The sequence below is a fragment of the Collinsella sp. AM38-1BH genome, assembly GCF_003467545.1.
GTDB lineage: Bacteria > Actinomycetota > Coriobacteriia > Coriobacteriales > Coriobacteriaceae > Collinsella.
Window position 1 is genome coordinate 31233 of the sequence record NZ_QSHC01000003.1, and the last position, 24398, is coordinate 55630.

A 24398-nucleotide genomic window follows, 5' to 3' on the forward strand; every position below is an offset into this window, starting at 1 on the left:
TCGTTAAACCAAATTGATGATGTAACCTTCAGTAGCGTTATCGGTTTCGATAATCTTGCACGGGTTGCCAATGACTATCGAATGATCGGGAATATCCTGGTTAACAAAGGTATTGGAGGCAATAAAGACATCGTTTCCAATGGTCACATTACCTGCAACCGTCGAGTTAATACCGAGATATACGCGGTCACCAATCGTAGGGACGCCCTTTCTATGGCCACGGTTTTCTTGGCCGATGGTGCATCCCTTATGGATGTTCACGTTACGGCCGAACTTCGCGCCGGCGTTTACAGTAATGCCGTAAGGGTGACCAATGTAGAAGCCTTCACCAATTTGAGTTGATGGCGAAATCTCGAGTCCACACTTCCTGGAAAGATGTTTCCTCGGAAGCGTGAAGAGGAGTTTTCGCAAACCTCCTGCCTGACACATCCTTAGATAGAAAACATAGCGGTAGCCAAAATCACCTAATAACCGGCCGAGCTTTACGCCTTGCGTACCGAAATAGTGATAAGTATCTTTAGCGAATACGTCCACTCTAACTTCTCTCTCCTCTAGCAATCTTTTCGCGAACAACGCCAAAGATTCTCTTAGTTCCTACAACCAAGCCACCGTCACTAAGCTCCATGAGAATTCGACCCAAAATCTGCGAAAGCCTTCGCCCAATGAAAGGGGAACACTTACGCACAACCTTCCGCTTGATGCGATATTTGGGCTCAACCCAGCTTCCCGAAGAGCGATGGATGCTGTAGGTTTCACGCTTGATGTGATAACCGCCGAAACCGTAAACGGGGTTGAACGCTTTGGAGTCCAAGGCAAGCCAGCCACCGAAATGCTGCTCTTTATTCACGCGTTCAAAGCCGATTTTTTGAAGCTCAGCAGTGAATACCTCATTCACCGTGATCTTGTCGAGAAAATCAGGATCACAGGAGAACTCCATCGACTCATATCGTTCCACGCATGCGCGAATTACAGGGTCATGAGGCTCAACAGCAACAATCAAGCCGGTGGTGGCAGTCAACGAGGATTCTTCGATTGCAGTGAAAGGAATGCTTTCCATGAGAGGCGATATGTCTCGTATGAGCTCGCTGCCGATATCCATATAGATGCCGCCGTACTCATACAAGACCTTAAAGCGAGCGTAGTCCGACACAAATGCCCAGAGACCCGCCGCATACGCGCCCCTTGACCAAGAGCATGATGCGAAGTCGAAGTTATCCTCATTCCACTGCTTGACCTCAAACCCAGGCGCAAACTTCTCCCACGAAGCCAAGGACCTCACAGCAGTCTCAGAGAGCGGATTGCCTCCGAACCAGCAGTAATGAATAGTCTTATCCATCGTCACGCTCCTAAATGTGCAACTTGGAAATAAGAAACGGAGTCTGACGGGTCTCCAATATCGCCCAAGAAAGCGAGTCTCACCGGCAAATATCTTCGTAAACCATGCCAAGCCGGTTCATAAACGCCGTAAGGGAAAAGGCATCTTTTATGCGAGCTCGTCCCTGAATTCCAATCATTTCCTTGTAAGAGATATCGCTCATGAGATTCTCGAGCTTAGTGGCCAACGCATCAACATCATCAACTGGAAACATAATTCCGTCTACGCCGTCGGTAATGACTTGTGGAATACCCCCGACAGGAGTCGCAATGGTAGCAAGTCCGTACGACATTGCCTCAAGCACACTCATAGGCATGCCCTCATTCTTCGAAGGAAGGCAGAACATGCTACTGTTGCGAAAGGCTTCGTCTTTTTTTTCACCTTTAGCCCAGCCTATAAAGCTGCACCTGTCACCAATTCCAAGTTCATCCGCCAGTTGTTCATATGCTGGCACATCCCCGTCTCCGCCAAAGACAAAACGCGCATCGGGATGAGTCTTAAGAACGCGCTTAGCAGCGCGCAAAAGTAAATCCGGACTCTTGCGCGCATCAAGACGCCCCATGAACAAAACCGTATTGCACGAATAATCAATAGCGTTAACCTCAGGAACGTCAACGGCGTTATGCACCACCACGATACGATCCAAGGAACAGATGTGCCTTTTTAGAAGGAATTCCTTCCACTCCTCCGACAGAACGACCACCTTTGAGCAACATTCAAAGGAATGCGAGATATCGCGTCTCTCAGCCTCGCTACATTCTTCGTCAAACCAAACACCGAACTCGCTACCATGCAGATGGAGAAGAACGGGTTTGTTTCGAAAGAAGGCCGCCCTCATGAAGATCTTTTTTCGGCGATAGCTGCCACGAGACGCCATATGCACATGTACGAGATCGCACGCGTTGAGCCTACTGAGATATTTCATATAAGCCACAAAGGCAATGGAGAGCTTCTTGAACTTCCCGCCCTCAGCAGTTGTCGAAATGAATTCTATTGAACCTTCGTTACGATTCGACCACTTCATAATGTTGTTTTCAACCGTGGAGATGCCACCCATAGCATCAAGACTCGGGCCAATCATCAACACTTTAGGCATTATCAGCACCTAAAGATCTTTTAGAAGAAGGGCAAGACCAATCGCAGTACTTTTCTAAATGGGAAACAGTTGGCAAAACAAACAAATCGCCAAGCTCTCGGTCAAGTCTATCGGGTTGCTCCTCTAGTGCATAGAAGGGATCGTATCCGCCTCCGGTATAGAAAGTCATCTCGCCAAAGTAAGGTTTACCGCTAATGTTGTACCAGTCAACCCGCACGTGAGGGAAACCATCAGAGAGTTTCTCGGAAAGCTCAAGCATAAGTTCGTAGTTCTCGGGCTTTACAGTAGGCTCATGCTCAGATACCTCATGGTCGATATCGCCACGCTGCTCCCATTCAGTAGAAAAGTACTGCATTTCATGATTAGTGAAACGATCGGCGTCCGTCTGAACAAGAGCTGCCTTACCGTCAAAACAATAGAATTTGTAATCAGTCGGAGTCGCTCTTCCAGGTTCATCAAGAAATGCTTCCGCCACAATGCGAGGCGTGATACCGAGATAAGCCCACTCCCTGCCCTGCCAATACCAGTTTCTATGCAAGGCAACATTCAGACGTTTCTTGGCCTCAACAAAATCAAAATTCGACTTATCCGTGCAAACAAATGTGCTCTGCGAGTCGTGAGTACATTTAAGCACAAACTTCTCCGGCAATTTATCGAGATCGATCTCTTCAGCTGCATTGAAAACACCGAAAAGTGGCACAAGATACTCGGACCCAATACGTTGTTCGACGAAAGAGCGCACGCCATATTTATCTGCGAGCTGAGTCAAAACTGGATTATGGTAGTTAAGCTTGTACCACTGCAGCTTCTCATTGAATGTCTTAGGACACTCGAAATCAGGCTCGTAATGAAGTTTGGCTTTGAAGTAGAGACGCATATATGCCTCATCAGGAATGAAGCGCAGATTGTTTTTAAGAGAAAGAGTAAACCTCTTTTTTAGCTTCACTATTTACCTCCAATAACGTCCGCAATTCGCTCACTCGCATGTCCGTCACCGTAAGGATTCGACGCATAACTCATGACCTCGTACTCGGCCTGATCGCTGAGCAGGCGGCTGAACTCGCGGTAGATCACGTCCTCCTCGGTGCCGACGAGCTTCAGCGTGCCGGCCGCCACGCCCTCGGGGCGCTCCGTGGTGTCGCGCATGACGAGCACCGGCTTGCCCAGACTCGGGGCCTCCTCCTGGATACCGCCGGAATCGGTGAGGATGAGGTGGCTCGCGGCCATGAAGTTGTGGAAATCGAGCACCTCGAGCGGGTCGATGATGTGCAGGCGGTCGAAGCCGTCGAGCTCCTCGTGGGCGGCCTTGCGGACGAGCGGGTTCATGTGGATGGGGTAGATTGCCTTTGTGTCCGGATGCTCCTCCATCACGCGGCGGATGGCGCGGAACATGCGGTGCATGGGCTCACCCAAGTTCTCGCGGCGATGCGCCGTGATGAGGATGAGGCGGGAGCCCTCAGCCCAATCGAGCTCGGGGTGGGAGTAGCCCTCGCGCACGGTAGTGCGCAGTGCGTCGATGCCGGTGTTGCCGGTGACCCAGATCCCGGACTCGAGCTTGCCCTCGCCGAGCAGGTTCTGCTTGCTCGCCTCCGTGGGCGCGAAGTAGTACTCGCTCACGATGTCGACCGCCTGGCGGTTGAACTCCTCCGGCCAGGGGCTGTAGATGTCGTGCGTGCGCAGGCCGGCCTCCACATGCCCCACGGGGATCTGCAGGTAGAAACACGCGAGCGCCGCGGCGAAGCTGGTCGTGGTGTCGCCGTGGACCAGGACCACGTCGGGCGTCTCGTCCTCGAGGACGGCCTTGAGCTTAAGCAGCACGTCGCACGTCACGTCGAACAGCGTCTGGCCCGGCTTCATGATCGCCAGGTCGTGGTCGGGAGTCACATCGAAGACGCGCAGAACCTGGTCCAGCATCTCGCGGTGCTGGCCGGTCACAGTCACGACGGTCTCGAACTCATCCGTACGTGCCTTGAGCTCGTTGACGAGCGGGCACATCTTGATTGCCTCCGGGCGGGTGCCGAAGACGAGCATTACCTTCTTCAAAACGATTTCTCCTGAAGAGTCACATGGTCTTACAGCTTGTAGACGTTCTCTCCGTCGCCGCAGACGTTGCGCGGGTCGATGAGGACGCGCTCGCCGAAGATGCCGGGGTTGTCCGTGACCTGGGAGTGGCCGACCATCACGATCACCATCTCCAGTCCGTCCAGGAACTCATCCATAGAGTGGACCTGGCCGGGAACCTCGTCGCGCTCGACCCACGGGTCGTAGACCTTGACGGAGCCGGCGCAGAGGTGCTCGGACATGGACTCGAGCATCTGCAGCGTCGGGGACTCGCGGACGTCGTCGACGTTCTCCTTGTAGGTGAGGCCGTAGATGCCGACCTTCGAGGCGTCCGTGATGCCGCGCTCGACCATGACCTCGTGGGCCCGGTGCATGACGTACTCGGGCATGGAGGCGTTTGTCTGCAGGGCGAGGCGGATGAAGTTGGCCGTCTCGGGGTAGTCGCCGACCAGGAACCACGGGTCGACCGGGATGCAGTGGCCGCCGACGCCCGGGCCGGGGTTGAGGATGTTCACGCGCGGGTGCTTGTTGGCGATGCGGATGACCTCGGCGACGTCCATGCCGCCGATGCGGCAGATCTTGGCGAGCTCGTTGGAGAAGGCGATGTTCACCGCGCGGAAGGTGTTCTCGACGACCTTGGTCATCTCGGCGGTGCGGATGTCGGTGACGGAGATCTCGCCCTGGCAGAAGCTGGCGTAGACCTTCGCCACGGCCTCGCCCACCTCGGGGTCGTCGGCGCCGATGGTGCGGTTGTTGTGCAGCAGCTCGTAGACCATGTTGCCCGGGATGATGCGCTCGGGGGCGTGGACGAGCCTGACGTCCTCGCGGCCGGCCTCTATGAGTAGCGGGCGAACGAAGCGGTCGATGGTGTTGGGCGAGACGGTGGACTCGACTACGAGCACGGCGCCCTCGGGCGCGACCTCGAGGACGGTCTTGCAGGCCGCCACGACGTAGCAGGGGTCGATCTTCTTGTCTAGCTTGTCGTAGGGAGTGGGGACCGAGACGATGTAGGTGTCGCAGACCTGGTAGCCGGTGGAGAACTTAATGCCGGACTTCAGGGCGTCGGCGAACAGCTCGTCCAGGCCCTCCTCCTTGAAGGTGGTCTTGCCGGCGTTGAGGGTGGCGACGAGCTCCTCATTGTAATCCGTGCCCACGACCTCCACGCCGTGGGATGCCATCATGAGGGCGGTGGGCAGGCCGATGTAGCCGAGACCGATAACGTTAACCATTGCTATTCACCTTTCTTAGCGAACTTGTATTTATACGTGAGGGCGACGAATTTTAGGTTGCCGATGATGTAGCGTTTCCACAGCCTTCCGGGCTCCTGGATGAAGCGGTAGAACCACTCCAGGCCGTGCTTCTGCATCCACGTCGGAGCTCGGTCGGTTACGCCGGCAACAACATCGAAGCTGCCGCCGACGCCCATGACGAAGGGGATTCCGATCTGGTCGATGTACTTGTGGACCCAGTACTCTTTCTTGGGAGAGGAGAAAGCGACGAACATCATGTCGGCTCCCGAGGCGGCCATATCGGATACGATCTGGGGCTCGTCCGCCTCGGTGAAGTAGCCGTTGCGATACCCTGCGATCTGGATGCCCGGGTACCTGTCCTCGAAAATCGCTTTGACCTTGGTGACCACCTCTTCCTTCGCCCCGAAGAGGTAGATGCGGTAGCCCTTCTCGGACGCCAGCCCTACAAGCCTCTGGAACAGGTCGATGCCCGTGACGCGTTCCCCGAGAGGAACCCCCAGCTTTTTCGCCGCCCAGACGATCGAGGCGCCGTCGGCGTTGATCAGGGGGCATTCGTTGACGATTGACGCGAGCTCGGGATCCGCCTCCATCAGGTTGACCTTGGAGGCGTTGATTACGACATGCTGGGTCGGTACGCCCCTCGCGATGATCTTCTCGATTTCATCCACCGTCTCGTCAAGCGAGATGGCGTTTACATACGTGTTCAGAATTGGATAACGATTGCCGGCTGACACTAGCACGCCCCGCTTCCCGTAATTACCTCGACGACAGTGAGTAGAACGATCTTGAGATCCGTGATGACGCCGCGCTTGGCTATGTACTCAAGGTCGCGCTGGACCATTCCGTCGAAACCCGTTGAATTGCGGTCGGTCACCTGCCACCAGCCGGTGATGCCGGGCTTGACGGCCAGACGCTGCAGGTCGAATTCTGTGTACTCGGCCACCTCGTTAGGCAGCGGCGGGCGCGGGCCCACGACGGACATCTGCCCCAGGAACACGTTGACGAACTGCGGAAACTCGTCGATGGAATGCTTGCGGATGAACCTGCCGATCTTGGTGACGCGGGGGTCCTCCCTCATCTTGAACATGGCGCCGGCGATCTCGTTCTGCCCCTTGAGCTCGGCGAGGCGCTCGTCGGCGTCCCTGTACATGCTGCGGAACTTCCACATGCGGAAGGTGGACAGGCTGCCGTCGCGGTGGGTCTGGCCCACGCGAATTTGACTGTAGAACGGGTTGCCCTCGCTCTCCAGGCGGATTGCCGCGGCAAGCACCAGACTCGGCACGGCAATGACGGCCAGCACGCAGCCGCTGAACACGATGTCGAACGCGCGCTTGACGGCACGGTAGGCCAGGCGCGAGTTGTCCCAGTCCATGATGGATTGCACAGCCTTATATCGACCGGTGCATTCACGCTGGTCCATAGCCTGAGCAATCAGCGCTGCCCCCGCGGGAGCATTGCTCTCTGTCACTTCTTTATTAGCAGCCACAATAAAACTTACGTTCCTGTCCCCAGGAACCCCCCCCCATCTATGAATCCAAAAACCAAATAAATCGCTGGTACAACGTCTCCCTTACGTTTTGCTAGGAACGTCGAGCGGTAGCAGCTCTCTAAAAGCGGAATCGCCATCACCCACGTCTACCAGGCACCAGCGCTTATGACGGTCTATCTTCTTTACACGGGTCTCTTGCCCCAAAAAAGGGCCCTGCTCTATGTGCAACACGCCGTCTTCTATGCGCGCGACGCTGTTGCGCACCACGCCGTCGTCGTCCAGCACGCTGCGGTACCAGTCCTGCGCATCGTCCGGCATGGGCATGTACGCCCGCTCCCTACTGCCGGCGATACGACAGCCAAAACTCAACTGGGCCAAAGCCCTATCGAGCGCGGCAGCATCGTGCGTGGCGACGAAGAAATATTCCTTGTACATGGGTTTGGTTTGGAGCGACCATGCGCCGTCCCGCTTAAACCAGAACTCCTTTTGCATTACAAAAGCGTCCTGCATCAGTTCGTGCGGGATAATCCGGCGGACCTTTTCGCAGGTCTCGCGCTCTTTTCCATGGGGTGTATGGACCAGATACCAGCGGACGCGGCCATGTTGGCTGTTGGTGGTGGCGCCGTTAAATGCGCCCGGCAGCTGCTCTTGACGCCGTGCCGTCTGCTCCATGTTCTCGCCCCCTCTTTTTGCTTTGCGATGCACGCAAATGCAGGGGCGATTAGAACAGGCTTCTCGCTCGCAGCTAGGCGCAGTCGCAAAAGTACAGGTTTTTGTAGAGGGGTATGGAGATGTACCTACTAGCAGTACATTTTGCGTAATCTGGGCAAACGCTGTTTTATTGCTCGTATAATGTCATCTGTCGAAAGATACAAAAACCTGTACCTTTTTGTGCAACAAAAAAAGCCGCTCAACCAGCGGCTTTTCTTGTTTTGGTAAGAAAAAGGCGACCGCCCGCGAGGACGATCGCCTTTGTTAATTCTTGTATTGTTTGTGCTAGGCGCGAGTCTTGATCTCCTCGAGCACCTTGGCCACAAACTCGTCAACGCTCATCTGAACGGTCTCGTTGGAGCGATCGCGGACGGAGATGTTGCCGGCCTCGACCTCCTTCTCGCCAAGGATAAGCATGTAGGGCACGCGGTCGATGCTGCGGGCCTCGCGAATCTTGTAGCCGATTTTCTCGTCGCGGTCGTCGCAGACCACGCGGATGCCGGCCTCCTCCAGCTTGGCGCACACCTCGTGGGCATAGTCACGGCTCTTCTCGGAAACCGGAAGTGCCTTGACCTGCACGGGGGCCAACCAGGTGGGGAACTTGCCCGCAAAGTGCTCAATCAGAATACCAATGAAGCGCTCGATGGAGCCAAAGCACACGCGATGCAGCATGATGGGGCGCTTCTTGGTGCCATCGGCGTCCACATACTCCAGGTCAAAGTTGAGCGGCATCTGGAAGTCGAGCTGCACGGTACCGCACTGCCAGGTACGGCCGAGCGAGTCCTCCAGGTGGAAGTCGATCTTGGGGCCGTAGAAGGCGCCGTCGCCCTCGTTGACCTCGTAGTCCATGCCCAGCTTCTCCAGAGCGGTGCGCAGGCCCTCCTCGGCGCGCGCCCAGTCCTCGTCCGAACCCATGGAGTCCTCGGGGCGGGTGGAAAGCTCAACGTGATACTTAAAGCCAAACTTTTGGTACACGGAGTCGATGAGGTTGACCACGCCCACGATCTCGTCGGTCAGCTGGTCGGGACGCACAAACAGGTGGGCGTCGTCCTGGTTAAAGCAGCGCACGCGGAACAGGCCGTGCAGGGCGCCGCGCAGCTCGTGGCGGTGCACCAGGCCAATCTCGCCGGCGCGAATGGGCAGCTCGCGATAGGAGTGCGGCTTGGAGGCGTACACCAGCACGCCGCCCGGGCAGTTCATGGGCTTAATGCAGTACTCTTCATCGTCGATGACGGTGGAGTACATGTTGTCCTTGTAGTGGTCCCAGTGGCCCGAGGTCTTCCACAGCTGCTTGTTCATGATGAGCGGCGTGGAGATCTCCACGTAGCCGGCCTTGTGGTGGATCTCGCGCCAGTAGTCCAGCAGCGTGTTTTTAAGGATCATGCCGTTGGGCAGGAAGAACGGGAAGCCGGGGGCCTCGTCGCGCATCATAAAGAGGTCCATCTCGCGGCCGATCTTGCGGTGGTCGCGCTTCTTGGCCTCCTCCAGCATATGCATGTGCTCGTCGAGCTCTTCCTTGGTGGCAAAGGCGACGCCATTGATGCGGGTGAGCATCTTGTTGTCCTTGTCGCCCTTCCAGTAGGCGCCCGAGACGCCGGTGAGCTTAAAGGCCTTCAGCGCCTTGGTGTAGCAGATGTGGGGGCCGACGCACATGTCGATGTAGTCGCCCTGCTGGTAGAAGGTGATGCGGGCGTCGTCGTCCAGGTCGCCGATGTGCTCGACCTTGTACTTCTCGCCGCGCTCCTCCATAAGGGCGATGGCCTCGGCGCGGGGCTTCTCGTACACGGAGAACTTGAGGTTCTCCTTGACGATCTTCTTCATCTCGGCCTCGATCGCGGGGAAGTCGTCCTCGCTGATCTTGACGCCCTCGGGCAGGTCGACGTCGTAGTAGAAGCCGTTGTCGGTCGCGGGGCCATAGGCAAAGTCGGCCTCGGGATAGAGACGCTTGATGGCCTGCGCCATGATGTGCGCGGCGGAGTGGCGGATGACGTGCGTGACCTCGTCCTGCGGGAGCTCGGCCACCGAACCGTCATTGTAGAGTGCCTTCATGGGTATGTTTTCTCCTCTCGGATGCCTGATGCAAGTGCGTGCGATGCGCTCGGCGTTTTAACTTGCATCATTATAGGCAGGTTGCCTTGGTATACAAGCGCCCGCCGCACCTTAATGGCACGGCGGGCGATTTTCTACGCATGCTTCATCGTGTGGGGGGCGGGTTGCGGGGCGCGCATGGCTTGCGGCGTGCCCGTGGCTTGCGGCCCGCCAGGCGATGGATGCGTTACTGGATGCGAGTTCGGCAGTAGGGGCAGACCTTCCAGTGCGCATCGAGCGGGCGATGGCAGCTGGGGCATACGTTGCGAACCTGGGTATCGCACACCGGGCAGACCACAAAGTCCTTCTCGATGGGCGCACCGCACTGCGGGCAGGTGCCGTACTGGGCAAGCTGGCGCTCGCGCAGGGCCATGTCCAGCTCCTGCTCCTCGCGGTCAGACGCGTAGGAGTGCGGGCGCAGAACCAGGTAGGCAATGAGGCCTACAAACGGGATGAGGGCGATGATGCCCCATGCCACGTAGGCGCTGGCGCCGCGGCGGCGAGCGTCGATGAACACATAGACGACCGACAGCACATACAGGGCGATGATAAAGCCAACGAAGGCATAGACGACGCCCATAAGCTGCGGCGACATGAGCTCGGAGATGTACTTGGACATTGGGGTGTACCTTTCGGAATATTAACAGTTCGGTCAAGTTTACCACGGGGTTTGTTTATATGGGGCCACGGCTGGGTACGGGGCCGGCGCGGACACAAACATCTCAATCTGTAACAGGTAGAGGCGGAATTCGGGTCTAGATGTTACAGATCGAGACACAGGGGTCCCTCCCCGACTTCAATCTCGATCTGTAACATCTAGGGTCCCAAAACCCCTCTTACTGTTACAGATCGAGACAAACAGAGGGCCCACCTGGCAAACGTCTCGATCTGTAACATCTGGAACCCAACTCTTCTGCTTACTGTTACAGAACGAGACAAAACTCTGACACCAGGGGCGGCAGACGAGGTTATCGACGTTACTGAGTCTCCCCTCGTCTGCCGTTGGCGGGTGTTGCGGGGCTGTTCGCCGCATTGCCGCCGCGTTGGGGGTGTGCAGACCGTAGGATAGTCTTATTGACATCCTGTCAACTTGTCTTGGAGGCGCCGTGACAGAAACGTTTGATATCGCGATTGTGGGCGCGGGCATCACCGGATGCGCCATCGCGCGGCAGCTCGCGCGGTTTGACCTGTCCATTTGCGTGGTCGAGGCGGCTAACGATATTGCGCTGGGAGCGTCGAAGGCCAACGGCGGCCTGGTGCACGCCGGCTACGATCCGACACCGGGCACCGTAAAGGCGCAGGTCAACGCCCGTGGCTGCGAGTTGTACGGTACGTGGGCGCAGGAGCTGGGCTTTCTGTTCTGTCGCACCGGGTCGATGGTGCTGGGCTTTAGCGACGAGGACCGCACGCATCTGGAGAAGCTGCGCCAGAATGGCATAGCCAACGGCGTTCCCGAGCTGTCGATTATCGGCCCCGAGCGCATCCACGAGCTGGAACCGCGCGCGAGTGCCCTGGCCACGTGCGCGCTATGGTGCCCCTCGACTGGCTTTGTCGATCCCTTTGAGGTCGCCATTGCCGCGCTGGAGAACGCCGTCGCCAACGGCGTGACATTTATGCGGTCTGCGCCGGTGGAAGCGATTGAGGTTGCTGGCGGCGAGGCTACCGACGGGGCTGTGCGCTTTACGCTGGCGACGCCCGCCGGAGAGGTGCGCTGCCGCTACCTGATCAACGCCGCGGGCAACGGCGCCGCGGACATCTCGCATATGGCGGGCGCCGAAGAGTTTCAGATGGTCTGGCGCCAGGGCAACATCGTGGTGCTGGACAAGGAGCCGCGGGCGCTCATGCCGCTCTACCCCGTTCCCACGCCGGTGTCCAAGGGCTTTATCGTCACGGGAACCGTGCACGGCAACACCGTGATTACCGCGACGGCCGCCGTGCGCGAGCCGGGCGACACGCAGACCTATGCGAGCGATGTAAACGCGCTCCTGAACGGCGCGCGCAAGCTGGTGCCCGACCTGGAGACGCACCGCGTGGTGCGTGCGTTTGCCGGCGGGCGTCCGGTCATTCGGGGAACGAACGACTTCTTTATTGGACAGTCGGCCGTGGTGCCGGGGCTCTTCCAAGCGGCGGGCATTCAGTCCCCAGGCGTGGCGAGCGCGCCTGCCATTGCCGAGCGCATGGAGCGCGTGATGCGCGAGGCGGGCGTTGCTTTGCGCGAAAGGGCCGATTGGGACCCGATTCGCCGCGCGCCGGACGACTTTGACCGCGTGCCGCTTGCGCGCAAGGAAGAGCTCATTGAATCCGACCCCGCTTGGGGGCAAATCGTCTGCCGCTGCGAAACGGTGCCCGAGGCCGAGATTGTTGCCGCGATCCGACGCCACCCGAGCGCGGTTTCGGTCGAGGGCGTCAAGCGCCGCTGCCGCGCCGGCATGGGTCGGTGCCAGAGCGGCTTTTGCCAGAGCCGCGTGGTAGCGATCCTGGCGCGCGAACTGGGCTGCGACCCCAGCGAGGTGTTGTTGGAGGATGCCGGATCTTGGCTGGTCCAGGGACCGCTGAAGGGGGTACGCTAGGATGGCGACGTTTGATATGCGCGACGAACGCGCGGAGGCTCGAACCGCAGAGGTCGAAGCCTCAGCGCCCGTGCAAACGCAGGCCTTCGACGCGGTCGTTATCGGAGGCGGACCTGCCGGCATGGCGGCCGCGCTTGCCGCACACAAGGCCGGCGCACGCGTGGCCATCGTGGAGCGCGAGCAGCATCTGGGCGGCATCCTCCGCCAGTGCATCCACCCCGGCTTTGGCCTGTCGCACTTTAAACAGGAGCTCACCGGTCCCGAGTACGCGCAGCGCTTTATCGACCAGGTGCACGCAACCGACATTGCGCTGTTCCTGAACAGCATGGTGCTTGGGATTGATTCAGGCGAGCCTGCGGAAGGCACCGCGGTCCATACCGTCACGCTCATGAGCCGCGCCGGCATGCTGCAGCTCACCGGGCACGCCGTCGTTCTTGCCATGGGCTGTCGCGAGCGCACGCGCAGCGAGATCAAGATCTCTGGCAGCCGTCCCGCCGGCGTGTTTACGGCCGGCCTGGCGCAGCGATACATCAATATCGAAAACCTCAAGCCCGGCTCGCGCACCGTCATTTTGGGCTCGGGAGACATCGGGCTTATCATGGCGCGCCGCTGCACGCTTGAGGGGATTTCCGTCGAGGGCGTGTACGAGCTCATGCCGTACGCCAACGGACTGCGCCGCAATGTGAAGAATTGCCTGGACGATTTTGGTATTCCGCTGCACCTGTCCACCACCGTCACGCGCGTGATCGGGCACGACCGTGTGGAGGCCGTCGAGGTAAGCCAGGTCGACGAGCACCTGGCACCCATTCCGGGGACCGAGCGCATTGTTCCGTGCGACACGCTGCTGCTTTCGGTGGGATTGATTCCCGAGAACGAGCTTTCGGTTGCCGCGGGCGTTGAGCTTGACCCGCACACGCGCGGCGCCGTGGTGGACCAGAGTCTGCAAACGGGCGTGCCGGGCATCTTTGCCTGTGGCAACGTGCTGCACGTGCACGACCTGGCCGACAACGTGACGACCGAGTCCGAACGCGCCGGTGCAGCCGCGGCGGCGTACGCGCTGGGGAACGGCGCGGATGACGAAGTGGGCGCTGCGGGCACGGGCTGCGAGCTCACGGTCTCCCCCGCCGGCATCGCAGGCTACGCACTGCCGGGCCGCATTACGACCGTCGGGCTCACTAAACTTAACTTCCGCGTGAGCCGACCCGTCGACGCCGCCCGCGTGCGCATTCTAGCAGGCGACGAGGAACTGTTCGCCGGCAAGGTCCGCCCGTTTAAACCGAGCGTCATGGAAAGCTTCCCGCTGCCGGCAAAGGTGATTCAGCATGCGCTCGACTTGGGTGTTAGCGAGATTGTCCTGTCCGTCGACCCCGTTGAGGAGGCGTAGAGTCATGAGCACAAACGCGATTGAAACGCTGCAGTTCAACTGCACCACCTGCCCATCCGAGTGCCTCCAGACCGTAGAAATCGAGCGCGACGCCAATGGCGCCGTGGTGGAAGTGCGCTCCGTAACCGGCAACAACTGCCCACGCGGTGATAAATTCGCACATCAGGAGCTCACCTGTCCCATGCGCGTGCTCACGACGACCGTGGCCGTCTCCGGCGGCGATGAGGCCCTGCTGCCCGTGCGCACCGCCGATGCCATCCCGCTGGCACTCCACGCCCAAGCCATGAACCTCATCCGCGGCGTGGTCGTCGAGGCCCCCATCCGCATGGGCGACGTCGTGCTGGAGAATCTCCTAGACACCAACATCAACCTTATCGCCAGCATGAACATCGACCCTGCCTAGGTAGCTCATTTGGGACGGGGCACTTTTAGCTACCCCGCTCCCTTCTTTTCGGTTGCAAAAGCGCCCTCTTGGCTGCTATCGGATTTGTGCCATTTCAAAACTACCCCGGTTTACGGGGCTGATTCGGAGACCCCCATCCATACAGGCATTTTTCGATTTTTGATAAGCCGTCTACCTGCGGTTTTAATTTCGCAATTTTTCCCATGGTCAAGCAATACAGGTCCAGCCCCGTAATCCGCCATAGTTTTGAAACCAGCCCATTTGGGACGGACCTCTTATGGCTACTTTTACCTATCATTCCGCATGTTGGACGCAGCTAAAATAGCCCGTCGCAAATTGACTACCCTGGCATTGGGGATACCATGGTGGCAACCTAGCGAAAGGATGTTTCATGGCACATGTCGATGACCAGCGTGTGGCGCGCGTGCTCGATGCGCTCGAGGCTCAGCACCCCGGCGCACAGCTGCTCGTAAACGACCCATGGTCGATCTATTACCTGACCGGCTTTTATGCCGATATGTTCGAGCGTTTTTGCGGCGTGCTGCTCGTGCGCGATGCCGAGCCGGTGATCCTGGTCAACGCACTGCATCAACTGCCCGAGTACGACAATGCCCGCGTCGCCTATCACACCGATACCGATGTCGTGGCCGACGCCATCGCTCGCGAGGTCGAACCGACCAAACCGCTCGGCATCGACACCGTCATGCGCTCCGGCTTTTTGATGCCGCTCATGGAGCGCCACGCCGCAAGCGAGTTTTTCCTGGGTGACTTTGCCGTCACTGCCGCGCGCACCTACAAAGACGCCGCCGAACAGGAGCTCATGCGCGTGTCCTCTGCCGCCAACGACGCCGTGATGGCCGACGCGATTAAGCTCGTCCACGGGGGTGTGACGGAACGCGAAATTGCTGACCAAATGCTCGGCCTGTATCGCAAGCACGGCTGCGAGGGCTTTAGCTTTCCGCCGATCGTGAGCTTTGGTGCCAACGCCGGCGACCCGCATCACGAACCCGACGATACCGTGCTCAAGCGTGGCGACGTGGTGCTGTTCGACATTGGCGGACGGCATCGCAACTACTGCTCGGACATGACGCGCACGTTCTTTTGGGGCGAGCCGGACGAGGAGACAACACACATCTACGATATCGTACGCCGTGCCAACGAGGCCGCCGAAGCACTCATCGCACCGGGCGTGCGCATGTGCGACCTGGACCGTGCCGCGCGCGACGTGATTGAGGACGCAGGCTATGGCAAATACTTCACACATCGCCTGGGCCACTCGATTGGTCTGCAGGACCACGAGCCGGGCGACGTCTCGCTCGTCAACGAGCAGGTCGTAGAGCCTGGCATGACGTTCTCCATCGAACCGGGCATCTACCTCCCCGGCCGCACCGGCGTCCGCATCGAGGACCTGGCCCTGGTGACCGAGAACGGCGTCGAGATTCTCAACGCCTACCCCCACGATCCGGTCCGTCTGGACTAGGCAATGCGGCAAAGGCGCTGTCCCTTTGCCGCATCCCACCAATACCGCGCCACAAAAACGGCCTATCTACTACGTTTAACCCGCATAGGGCGACCATACCCGCGTTTTCGCAAAATCCGCAAGCCGTCTACCTGCGGTTTTAATTTTGCAATTCTCGGTGTGGTCGGGGGTATTCGCTAAAACGTAGTAGATAGGCCCATTTCGTGGCAAGCGAGTCAACTCGGGGCACAGGGCAGCCAAAAAGCCCCGTCCCAAATTGACTGCTTTTGAGCTGCAGTGATATACGGACCGTTTGAGGCTTCTGGCTTGTAAAACAGTCCGTATTTCACCGCAACTGATGAGGGGATGGGTTAGCGCAACAGGCCTGCTACTTCGCCGGCTAGGGTGATGGTACCGGCGGCAACGAAGGACTCGCCCGCGGCATCGAAGGCAGCGAGGGCCTCGGACACGCTCGGGTATACGCCCACGAGCTTATCGGCACCCACCAGGGCAGCGAGCTCCTCTGCCGGCAGGGCGCGATCGGAATCGGTCTGGGTTACGACCGCGTGGGGGAACGCCGGAACCAGAACGTCAACGATACCCGCCACGTCCTTATCGGCCAGCGCGGCGCACAGCAGCGTGGGGCGATTCTCTACGCACAAATCGATCTCGTCCAGTGCGCTCACAAAGTTCTCGCAGCTTTGGGGGTTATGGCAGGCATCAATCAGCTTGAGCGGATCGGTCCCCAGCACGTCAAAACGACCCGGTGTGGGGCAACCCATAAGCGAAGCATCGAGCGCATCATGATCGAGCTCGCGAGCCAGATACCCCTCGCAAAGCATAATCGCGCACGCAGCATTCTGCGGCTGATACGCCGGCTTGACCATGCTCGACGTATAAATCGCACGCGGCGTAGTGCAGCTAAACTCAACCGTATCGCCCACATGCGCCGGCACCTTGGTCGTGGCATGGTTCACCACCAGCGGCACGACGCCGCACTCGCGACAACGGGCATCCATCACGCGCTGAACGCTCGCCTCATGCGTGCCCTCGCCCAGTACAACCAGGCGTCCGGGCTTAATGACCGCAGCCTTCTCCCCCGCAATGGCCTCGAGCGTATCGCCCAAAATACGTGTGTGATCGAGCCCAATGCCCGTAATGGCAACGGCAACGGGATCGGTCGCGCTCGTGGCGTCCCAACGCCCGCCCATGCCAACCTCGAGCACGGCAACATCCACCGCGGCCTCGGCAAACACCACAAGTGCAGCAGCCGTCAAAAGGTCAAACGGCGTGATGGTATAGGCGCGCTCCCCCGCCGCCACACGACGGGCATTCACTCGATGCCCCGCCTCAACAGCGGCCGAAACGCCACGGGCGAATGCCTCATCGCTCACGACGCATCCATCGACTTCCATGCGCTCGGGATAGCGTACCAGCTGTGGCGACGTATACAGCGCGGTCTTGAGCCCCTCACCATGAAGAATGGCAGCCGAAAAACGCGTAGTCGAAGTCTTGCCATTGGTACCGGCGACCTGAATGCAATCGAAATACTCGTCCGGACGTCCCAGCTCATCAAGCATATCGACAACCGTCTCAAGCAGAGGCCCAGCATCCCCAGAAATCCGCCCCGTATCAGCAGCCAGCCCAACAGCCTCATCAAATGAAAGCAAATCAAACTCAAAAGGAACGGTATACAAGCCAGAACGCTTAGGCATTTTTAAAACCGCCATTCATAGAAAAATAAAACAGTATAGGTTGAGGATAGTCAGCGAAAACGCCTCTGATGAGCCAAGGTGCCGTGAAACAAGGGCGCATAGGGCTTATGCCCATGCGCCCGAAGTTGAACGGCAGATTGGCCATCAGAGGCGTTTGCAGCGTCGAGTCAGCCGCCGTTCGTTAGAACGGCGGAATAGGTGTCCGCAGCGGAGAGCAAAGCATCGGGACGCACCCCTCAGTAAGCCCTACGAGAAGTCAGCAACCTGCGAGGTCAGCGCCGCAAGGATCTCCTTGAGCTCAGCTGCACGGTCCCTCTTCTTCTGGACCACCGCGGGCGCGGCCTTGGCCACAAAGCCCTCGTTGGCCAGGGTCTTCTCGCAGCCGGCGAGCTCCTTCTGCGCAGCGGCGATCTCCTTCTCCAGGCGCGCCTTCTCGGCCGAAAGATCAACCTTGCCCTCGAGCACCACAAAGACCTCGACACCGCTATCGACCACGGCGATGCTCGCAGCCGGCTTCTCGACGTCGGTACCCATAACCAGCGAGGCGGTGTTGGCCAGCGGCTCGATGGTCGAGCGCAGGCTCTCGAGCTTCTCGATATCCTCGGCGCCGGCGCGCACGACAACGTCGAGCTCCGCCTTGGGGCTTAAGCGATAACGCGAACGGGTGGCACGGGCGGCAGACACGACGGCACGGCACAGCTCAAACGCGCGCTCGGCGGGCTCGTCGACGTACTTGGCGTAGTCGGCGGGCTCAGGCCACTTGGCGATCATGAGTGCCTCGGCGCGATCCACGTTGCCCTCGGCGTCCAGGTCGAGCACGCTCGCCGGCATGTTGTCCCAGATCTCCTCGGTGACAAACGGCATGAGCGGGTGCATCAGGCGAATGGAGGTGTCGAGCACAAAGATCAAGTTGCGCTGCGCCTGCAGACGGCCCTCGCCCTTCAGGCGAGCCTTGGTGACCTCGACGTACCAGTCGCAGACCTCGTTCCAGAAGAACTGCTGCACGCCGCGGGCCATGTCGCCAAAGGTGTAGTTCTCGATGCCCTCGGTGACCATCTTCACGGCCTTGGCCAGGCGGCTGAACATCCAGGCGTCAGCCGGCATCTCCACGACGGGCTCGCCGGGCGTGTAGCCCTCCATGTTCATGAGGAGGAAGCGGCTGGCGTTCCAGATCTTGGTCACAAAGCTCTTGGCCTGGTCGGTACGCGGGCTGTCGATGAGCTTCTTGGTCTTCTTGTCGATGTTCGCGTCAAACTTGACGTCCTGGTTGTTGGTGCACAGCGTGAGCAGGTTGAAGCGCATGGCGTCGGCGCCGTACATGCCAATGAGGTCCATGGGATCAACACCGTTGCCCTTGGACTTGGACATGCGGCTGCCGTCCTTGGCCAGAATCGTCGGGTAGATGACGACGTCCTTAAACGGCACCTCGTCCAGGAAGTACAGCGAACTCATGACCATGCGGGCGACCCACAGCGCGATGATGTCGCGTGCGGTGACGAGCGCCGTCGTGGGGTGATGGCCCTCGAGCAGCTCCGGCTTTTGCGGCCAGCCCTGCGTGGCGAAGGTCCACAGCTGCGAGCTGAACCAAGTGTCCAGCACGTTCTCGTCCTGATGCACGTGATGGCCGCCACACTTGGGGCACACGTCGGTGTCCTCGGTGAGGGCGTCCTCCCAGCCGCAGTCCTCGCAGTAGAACACGGGGATGCGGTGGCCCCACCACAGCTGACGGCTGATGCACCAGTCCTTAAGGTTCTCCATCCAAGTGGTGTAGGTCTGCGTCCAGCGCGCGGGGTGGAAGGTGACCTTGCCGGAATTGACGGCGTCGAGCGCCGGCCCCTTGAGCTTATCGACGGCCACAAACCACTGCTCGGACAGCCACGGCTCCAGCGCGGCGTCGCAACGGTAGCAGTGCATGACGGAGTGGTCGTGCTCCTCGACGTGGTCGAGCAGGCCGTGCTCCTCAAACCACTTGATGACGGCCTCGCGGCACTCGTCGCGGTTCATGCCGGTAAACTCGCCGTAGCCCTCGACGACCACCGCGTGCTCATCAAAGATATTGATCTGCGGCAGGTCATGAGCCTGACCCATGGCGTAATCGTTGGGGTCGTGGGCCGGGGTGACCTTGACAAAACCGGAACCAAAGTTGGCGTCGACATGCCAATCCTCAAAGATGGGAATCTCGCGGTCGACGATGGGGAGCTTGACGGTCTTACCCACGAAGGCGGCCTTCTCGGGATCCTTCGGGGAGACGGCGACGCCCGTATCGCCGAGCATGGTCTCGGGGCGCGTGGTGGCGACGACGATGTAGTCCTGGCCGTTAACCGGCTCGGTCAGCGGGTAGCGCAGGTGCCACAGGTGGCCCTTCTCGTCCTTGTACTCGGCCTCGTCGTCCGAGATAGCGGTGGTGCAGTTGGGACACCAGTTGACGATGCGCTTGCCGCGATAGATCAGGCCGTCGTGGTACCAGTCGCAGAAGACCTTACGCACGGCCTGGGCGTAATCCTCGTCCATGGTGAAGCGCTCGTTATCGAAGTCGACGGAGCAGCCCATGCGCTTGATCTGCTCGACGATGATGCCGCCGTACTCGTGGGTCCAATCCCAGCAGGCGTCGACAAACTTGTCGCGACCGATCTCCAGGCGGCTGATGCCCTCGCTCTTGAGCTTCTTGTCGACCTTGGTCTGCGTGGCGATACCGGCGTGATCGGTACCGAGCACCCAGCGCGTAGACTTGCCGCGCATGCGAGCCATACGGATGATGGCGTCCTGGATGGAGTCGTCGGTGGCGTGACCCATGTGGAGCTTGCCGGTCACGTTGGGAGGCGGAATGGTGACGGTGCAGTCGCCCACGCCCTCACGGCGCTTGTAGTAGCCGCCGTCGAGCCACTTCTGCAGAATCGCCGGCTCGTTGGTCGACGGATCGTAGTTCTTGGGCATTTCTTCCATATATCTCTCCCTGTCCCACCGGGGAGGAATGTAGGCCCGATTTTTGCTCGGTCAGATCCTGGGCTCGCTCGAAGACCACATTACGTGGTCTTCGGCTCGTGCGGAATCTACGAAAATCGGGCCTACATTCCTCCCCTTAGGTATCGATTACTTCAGTCTGAATGACTTCGCTGAGGCTTAAACAAACACACAGAATAACACAGGTAGTTGGGGTTATTGCGTATATATAAAATAGCCTCCGACCGTGGATGGTCGGAGGCTATTTAGAAACACGTTTTAGGCTGGTTTACCCGTAGATGCGTTGGGGCTGTTCGGTGCCTTTTACGGAGGCTTCGGTTACGATGACCTTGGTGACGCCTTCCTCGCTGGGGAGGTCGAACATCGTCTGCTGCAGCACGTCCTCGCAGATGGCGCGCAGGCCGCGGGCGCCGGTCTTGCGGGCGAGCGCCATGCGGGCGATCTCGTGCAGGGCCGCGTCCTCAAACTCAAGATCGACATCCTCGAGCTGGAACATCTTGCGGTACTGGCGCACCACGGCGTTCTTGGGCTCGGTCAGGATCGACACCAGGTCGTCCTCATCGAGCGCCTGCGTCTGGGTGACGACGGGCGTACGGCCCACGAACTCGGGGATCATGCCAAAGGCGTTGAGGTCCTGCGGGAGCACCTGGCGCAGCAGGTCGTTCTCGTCGACCGAGGTGGGGCCGGCGATCTCGGAGTTAAAGCCCACGCCCTTGTTGCCCACGCGATCGGCAATGATCTTGTCCAGACCCACAAAGGCACCGCCGCAGATGAACAGGATGTTCGTCGTGTCGATCTGCAGCAGCTCCTGCTGGGGATGCTTGCGGCCGCCGGTGGGCGGAACGCTTGCCACCGTGCCCTCAAGAATCTTCAGCAGTGCCTGCTGAACGCCCTCGCCCGAAACATCGCGGGTGATGGAGAGGTTCTCGGCCTTGCGGGCGATCTTGTCAATCTCGTCCACGTAGATAATGCCCACCTGAGCGCGCTCAATATCGCCATCAGCGGCGTTGATGAGCTTGAGCAGGATGTTCTCCACGTCCTCGCCCACGTAACCGGCTTCGGTGAGTGCGGTGGCGTCGGCGATGGCAAACGGCACCTCGAGGATGCGCGCGAGCGTCTGGGCGAGCAGGGTCTTACCGGTACCGGTGGGGCCGAGCAGCAGGATGTTGGACTTGGCGAGCTCTACCTCGTCCATATCGTCGTCGAGCTGCGAGTCCAGGCCGTCATCAAAGGCCGAAAGCGCGGCGCCGCCCTCGATCACGCGACGGTAGTGGTTGTACACGGCCACCGACATGGCGCGCTTGGCGTCCTCCTGGCCCATAACATAGGCCGAAAGCTCGTCATAGATCTCGTGCGGCGTCGGCACGTGCGTGATGACCTGACGGTCGTCCTCGAGCTCAAAGCCCTCGGCCTCGGGGTCAACGGCAGGCTGGGACGCAGCCTGGCCGTGATCGTTGAGGAAACCCGGCAGCTTGCCGTTGCGGGCGGCGTCCATAAAGTCCGAAGCCAGCGACTCCTCAAGGATTTCGGAGCAGGCGGCGACGCACTCGTCACAGATAAAGATGTTGGTCGGGCCCTTAACAAGGCGGCGAACCTGACCCTGCTCTTTTCCGCAGAAGGAACAGCGGATGGGGTTGCCGTTCTCGTCAAAGTTGTCCTGCATGTTACCGGCCATCCTAGGCGTCCTTCGCGGCGAGATCGCGCGAGGTGACGATACGGTCGATCAGGCCGTAGTCGAGGGCCTCGGCAGCGGTCAGGTAGTTGTCGCGCTCGGTATCGACCTGGACCTTCTCGATCGGCTGGCCCGAGGCATCGGACAGAATCTGGTTGAGCTCGCGGCGAGTCTTCTTGATCTCCTCGGCCACGATCTCGATCTCGGTCTGCTGACCCTGGGCACCACCGCTGGGCTGGTGAATCATGACCTTGGAGTGCGGCAGGCAGAAGCGCTTGCCCTTGGCGCCGGCCGAAAGCAGCACGGCGGCCATGGACGCGGCCATGCCCACGCAAATGGTGGAGACCTGCGGCTTGATAAAGTTCATGGTGTCCAGAATCGCCAGGCCGGAGTAGACCTCACCACCGGGTGAATTGATGTAGAGCGAGATATCCTTCTCGGCATCCTGGCTCTCAAGATGCAGCAGCTGGGCAACGACCAGGTTGGCGCTGACGGAGTTGATCTCCTCGCCCAAGAAGATGATGCGGTCGTTGAGCAGGCGCGAATAGATATCGTAGCTGCGCTCGCCGCGCGGCGTCTGCTCGATAACGTATGGCACGAGGGCGGAATCGAACTTGGCGATCATACGCATCTCCATTTCTCTCTTGCGGACCAAATTGGTTCTAGATAAACGTACGGTGCCCGCATGCTATGCATTGGCTGGCACCGTACGAAGCAACCGGATAACCGGCTTATAACTTTACCCCATCACGGGCGCACACATGCGCTCGCGGGCAAGGTGGCGAGAATTACTCGGCGTCCTTGGCGGTCTCGTCGACCTCGGTCACCTTGGCGTTCTCGACCAGGTGGTCGACGGCCTTGGAGCGACGGATGGACTCGCGGACGGCAGGCATGCGGCCATCGGCGATGAACTCGGCCTTGGAAGCCTCGACGTCCTTGACGCCGGCCTTCTCGAACTCGGCGTTGATGTCATCCTCAGTGACCTCGATCTTGAGCTCACGTGCGAGGGCGTCGAGAGCCAGGGACTCACGGGCAACGTCGTTGGCCTGCTTGTGCAGGTCGCCGATGAACTGCTCCATGGTCAGACCGGAAGCGGGCAGCCAAGTGTCCAGGGTCATGCCGCGGGCAGCGAGGTTGGACAGGAAGTTCTGGCCAAGCTCCTCAAAGACGGACTGCTCGTAGTCGGCGTCCATCTCCTCGAGCTGCAGACGCTCGGCGAGAGCGGTGACGCAGCGGTTCTCCTTCTCGGCCGGGAGGCGGGAAGCCTTGTCCTGCTCGATCTCGATCTTGATGGCGTCGCGCATAGCGTCGATGCTGTCGAAGCCAAAGTCAGACTTGACGAGCTCGTCGGTGAGCTCGGGGGTGTTGCGGACCTTGATGCCCTTGACGGTGACCTCGACGGTGTGGGTCTCGGCCTCCTCGCCCTCCTCGGCCTCGTCGGTCCAGGTGACGGACTTGACGTCGTCAACGTTGGCGCCGATCAGAGCCTCGTTGAACTCGGCGGGGTTGCTGTCGCTACCGGCGATGAGCATACGGCCCTCGGCGGCAAAGTTGTCGGCGTTCTCGACGGCCTTGAGGTCGACGGTAACGTAGTCCTCGGACTCGACAGCGCGGCCCTCGACGTCCTCGAAGGTGGCACGGTAGTTGAGGAGCATCTCGACCTGGTTGTTGATCTCGGACTCGGTGACCTCCGCAGGGGGCATCTCGATCTCGACAGCGTCGAAGGAGGAGAGCTCAGCGGCGGGACGCAGGGAGAACTCGACGGTGTAGGTGTAGTCCTCGTGATCCTTGGCGAGGTCGAGCTCCTTGTAGTCACCGCTCTTGGTGGGGACGATGTCCAGCTCGTTGAGGACGGCGGGCTCGTTGGCGGCGATCAGGTCGTTGGTGGCCTGAGCGAGGGTAGCCTCGGCGCCAAGAGCGGAATCGATGACCGGACGGGGAGCCTTGCCGGCACGGAAGCCCGGGAAGCGGTACTTCTTGGCGGTGTCCTTGTAGGCCTTCTTGATCGCGGCGTCGACGTCGGCGGCCGGGATGGTGACCGTAGCGGTGAGCTTGGCGTCCTTGACGTCAGAAGCGGTGATGTTCAACACGTTCCTCCTCATACTGCCCAGCTTATCTGAGGTGCTGGTACCTTTATGCAACAAAGAGTCGCGACGGCCGAAGC

At 59.7% G+C, this 24398-nt stretch carries 20 protein-coding genes; 4 read left to right on the top strand and 16 right to left on the bottom strand.

What is annotated here, in order from left to right:
- Window positions 1-3: 3 nt before the first annotated feature.
- From DW870_RS02280 to DW870_RS02330, 11 genes are all read right to left on the bottom strand, one after another.
- Window positions 4-534 (bottom strand): serine O-acetyltransferase, encoded by a 531-nt coding sequence (locus DW870_RS02280; protein ID WP_197032159.1) that lies wholly within the window; start codon window positions 532-534, stop codon window positions 4-6.
- 1 nt (window position 535) lies between these two features.
- Complete coding sequence (locus DW870_RS02285; RefSeq protein ID WP_117773583.1) at window positions 536-1336, bottom strand: glycosyltransferase family 32 protein; 801 nt, start codon at window positions 1334-1336, stop codon at window positions 536-538.
- 79 nt (window positions 1337-1415) lie between these two features.
- Window positions 1416-2471 (bottom strand): glycosyltransferase family 4 protein, encoded by a 1056-nt coding sequence (locus DW870_RS02290; protein ID WP_117876801.1) that lies wholly within the window; start codon window positions 2469-2471, stop codon window positions 1416-1418.
- Entirely contained in the window at window positions 2464-3417 is a 954-nt protein-coding gene (locus DW870_RS02295) for an ATP-grasp fold amidoligase family protein (protein ID WP_117773585.1), read from the bottom strand. The genes DW870_RS02290 and DW870_RS02295 overlap by 8 nt, the downstream gene beginning before the upstream one ends.
- Window positions 3417-4514, bottom strand: coding sequence for a non-hydrolyzing UDP-N-acetylglucosamine 2-epimerase (gene wecB / locus DW870_RS02300; protein WP_117876803.1), 1098 nt, complete (start codon window positions 4512-4514; stop codon window positions 3417-3419). Before wecB ends, DW870_RS02295 begins: the two co-directional genes overlap by 1 nt.
- A gap of 29 nt (window positions 4515-4543) precedes the next feature.
- Complete coding sequence (locus tag DW870_RS02305; RefSeq protein ID WP_117876805.1) at window positions 4544-5761, bottom strand: nucleotide sugar dehydrogenase; 1218 nt, start codon at window positions 5759-5761, stop codon at window positions 4544-4546.
- 2 nt (window positions 5762-5763) lie between these two features.
- A complete protein-coding gene (locus DW870_RS02310; protein WP_199411514.1) occupies window positions 5764-6516 on the bottom strand; it encodes a WecB/TagA/CpsF family glycosyltransferase in 753 nt (250 codons plus the stop codon).
- Window positions 6516-7268 (bottom strand): sugar transferase, encoded by a 753-nt coding sequence (locus tag DW870_RS02315; protein WP_233547380.1) that lies wholly within the window; start codon window positions 7266-7268, stop codon window positions 6516-6518. Before DW870_RS02315 ends, DW870_RS02310 begins: the two co-directional genes overlap by 1 nt.
- 84 nt (window positions 7269-7352) lie before the next feature.
- Window positions 7353-7943: a hypothetical protein gene (locus tag DW870_RS02320; protein WP_117876807.1), complete on the bottom strand. Its 591-nt coding sequence runs from the start codon at window positions 7941-7943 to the stop codon at window positions 7353-7355.
- 324 nt (window positions 7944-8267) lie between these two features.
- Window positions 8268-10031: a threonine--tRNA ligase gene (thrS, locus tag DW870_RS02325; protein WP_117584100.1), complete on the bottom strand. Its 1764-nt coding sequence runs from the start codon at window positions 10029-10031 to the stop codon at window positions 8268-8270.
- Between the two features lie 226 nt (window positions 10032-10257).
- On the bottom strand, window positions 10258-10689 hold the full coding sequence (locus tag DW870_RS02330; RefSeq protein WP_055251579.1) for a zinc ribbon domain-containing protein: 432 nt from the start codon (window positions 10687-10689) through the stop codon (window positions 10258-10260).
- A 487-nt stretch (window positions 10690-11176) separates the two neighbouring features.
- Between DW870_RS02330 and DW870_RS02335 the strand changes: the two genes are divergently transcribed.
- The 4 genes from DW870_RS02335 to DW870_RS02350 all read left to right on the top strand — a co-directional run bounded on the left by DW870_RS02335 (window position 11177) and on the right by DW870_RS02350 (window position 15907).
- Window positions 11177-12640, top strand: a complete 1464-nt coding sequence (locus tag DW870_RS02335) for an NAD(P)/FAD-dependent oxidoreductase (protein ID WP_117876808.1) — start codon at window positions 11177-11179, stop codon at window positions 12638-12640.
- A 1-nt stretch (window position 12641) separates the two neighbouring features.
- Window positions 12642-14024: an NAD(P)/FAD-dependent oxidoreductase gene (locus DW870_RS02340; RefSeq protein WP_233547381.1), complete on the top strand. Its 1383-nt coding sequence runs from the start codon at window positions 12642-12644 to the stop codon at window positions 14022-14024.
- A 4-nt stretch (window positions 14025-14028) separates the two neighbouring features.
- Window positions 14029-14427 (top strand): DUF1667 domain-containing protein, encoded by a 399-nt coding sequence (locus DW870_RS02345; RefSeq protein ID WP_117876810.1) that lies wholly within the window; start codon window positions 14029-14031, stop codon window positions 14425-14427.
- A gap of 391 nt (window positions 14428-14818) precedes the next feature.
- Window positions 14819-15907, top strand: a complete 1089-nt coding sequence (locus tag DW870_RS02350; protein WP_117876812.1) for a Xaa-Pro peptidase family protein — start codon at window positions 14819-14821, stop codon at window positions 15905-15907.
- Window positions 15908-16257: 350 nt separating this feature from the next.
- Here DW870_RS02350 and DW870_RS02355 read toward each other — a convergent pair whose 3' ends face one another.
- The 5 genes from DW870_RS02355 to tig all read right to left on the bottom strand — a co-directional run bounded on the left by DW870_RS02355 (window position 16258) and on the right by tig (window position 24324).
- Complete coding sequence (locus DW870_RS02355; protein WP_117876814.1) at window positions 16258-17601, bottom strand: folylpolyglutamate synthase/dihydrofolate synthase family protein; 1344 nt, start codon at window positions 17599-17601, stop codon at window positions 16258-16260.
- A gap of 246 nt (window positions 17602-17847) precedes the next feature.
- Window positions 17848-20544, bottom strand: a complete 2697-nt coding sequence (locus DW870_RS02360; protein WP_117876816.1) for a valine--tRNA ligase — start codon at window positions 20542-20544, stop codon at window positions 17848-17850.
- A 286-nt stretch (window positions 20545-20830) separates the two neighbouring features.
- Complete coding sequence (gene clpX, locus DW870_RS02365) at window positions 20831-22237, bottom strand: ATP-dependent Clp protease ATP-binding subunit ClpX (RefSeq protein WP_117876818.1); 1407 nt, start codon at window positions 22235-22237, stop codon at window positions 20831-20833.
- Between the two features lies 1 nt (window position 22238).
- Window positions 22239-22859 carry an ATP-dependent Clp protease proteolytic subunit gene (locus tag DW870_RS02370; protein ID WP_117876820.1) on the bottom strand — a complete coding sequence of 207 codons (621 nt, stop codon included), beginning with the start codon at window positions 22857-22859 and terminating at the stop codon, window positions 22239-22241.
- A gap of 163 nt (window positions 22860-23022) precedes the next feature.
- Window positions 23023-24324, bottom strand: a complete 1302-nt coding sequence (gene tig / locus DW870_RS02375; RefSeq protein ID WP_233547382.1) for a trigger factor — start codon at window positions 24322-24324, stop codon at window positions 23023-23025.
- Window positions 24325-24398 lie beyond the last annotated feature (74 nt).

What these genes read in the sequence shown, in the direction of transcription:
- DW870_RS02345 (WP_117876810.1), top strand. Translation starts at nt 14,029, where the DNA reads ATGAGCACAAACGCGATTGAAACGCTGCAGTTCAACTGCACCACCTGC.
- DW870_RS02350 (WP_117876812.1), top strand. Translation starts at nt 14,819, where the DNA reads ATGGCACATGTCGATGACCAGCGTGTGGCGCGCGTGCTCGATGCGCTC.
- clpX (WP_117876818.1), bottom strand. Translation starts at nt 22,237, where the DNA reads ATGGCCGGTAACATGCAGGACAACTTTGACGAGAACGGCAACCCCATC.
- DW870_RS02355 (WP_117876814.1), bottom strand. Translation starts at nt 17,601, where the DNA reads ATGCCTAAGCGTTCTGGCTTGTATACCGTTCCTTTTGAGTTTGATTTG.
- DW870_RS02285 (WP_117773583.1), bottom strand. Translation starts at nt 1,336, where the DNA reads ATGGATAAGACTATTCATTACTGCTGGTTCGGAGGCAATCCGCTCTCT.
- DW870_RS02305 (WP_117876805.1), bottom strand. Translation starts at nt 5,761, where the DNA reads ATGGTTAACGTTATCGGTCTCGGCTACATCGGCCTGCCCACCGCCCTC.
- DW870_RS02320 (WP_117876807.1), bottom strand. Translation starts at nt 7,943, where the DNA reads ATGGAGCAGACGGCACGGCGTCAAGAGCAGCTGCCGGGCGCATTTAAC.
- DW870_RS02360 (WP_117876816.1), bottom strand. Translation starts at nt 20,544, where the DNA reads ATGGAAGAAATGCCCAAGAACTACGATCCGTCGACCAACGAGCCGGCG.
- DW870_RS02340 (WP_233547381.1), top strand. Translation starts at nt 12,642, where the DNA reads ATGGCGACGTTTGATATGCGCGACGAACGCGCGGAGGCTCGAACCGCA.
- DW870_RS02330 (WP_055251579.1), bottom strand. Translation starts at nt 10,689, where the DNA reads ATGTCCAAGTACATCTCCGAGCTCATGTCGCCGCAGCTTATGGGCGTC.
- DW870_RS02290 (WP_117876801.1), bottom strand. Translation starts at nt 2,471, where the DNA reads ATGCCTAAAGTGTTGATGATTGGCCCGAGTCTTGATGCTATGGGTGGC.
- DW870_RS02370 (WP_117876820.1), bottom strand. Translation starts at nt 22,859, where the DNA reads ATGATCGCCAAGTTCGATTCCGCCCTCGTGCCATACGTTATCGAGCAG.
- thrS (WP_117584100.1), bottom strand. Translation starts at nt 10,031, where the DNA reads ATGAAGGCACTCTACAATGACGGTTCGGTGGCCGAGCTCCCGCAGGAC.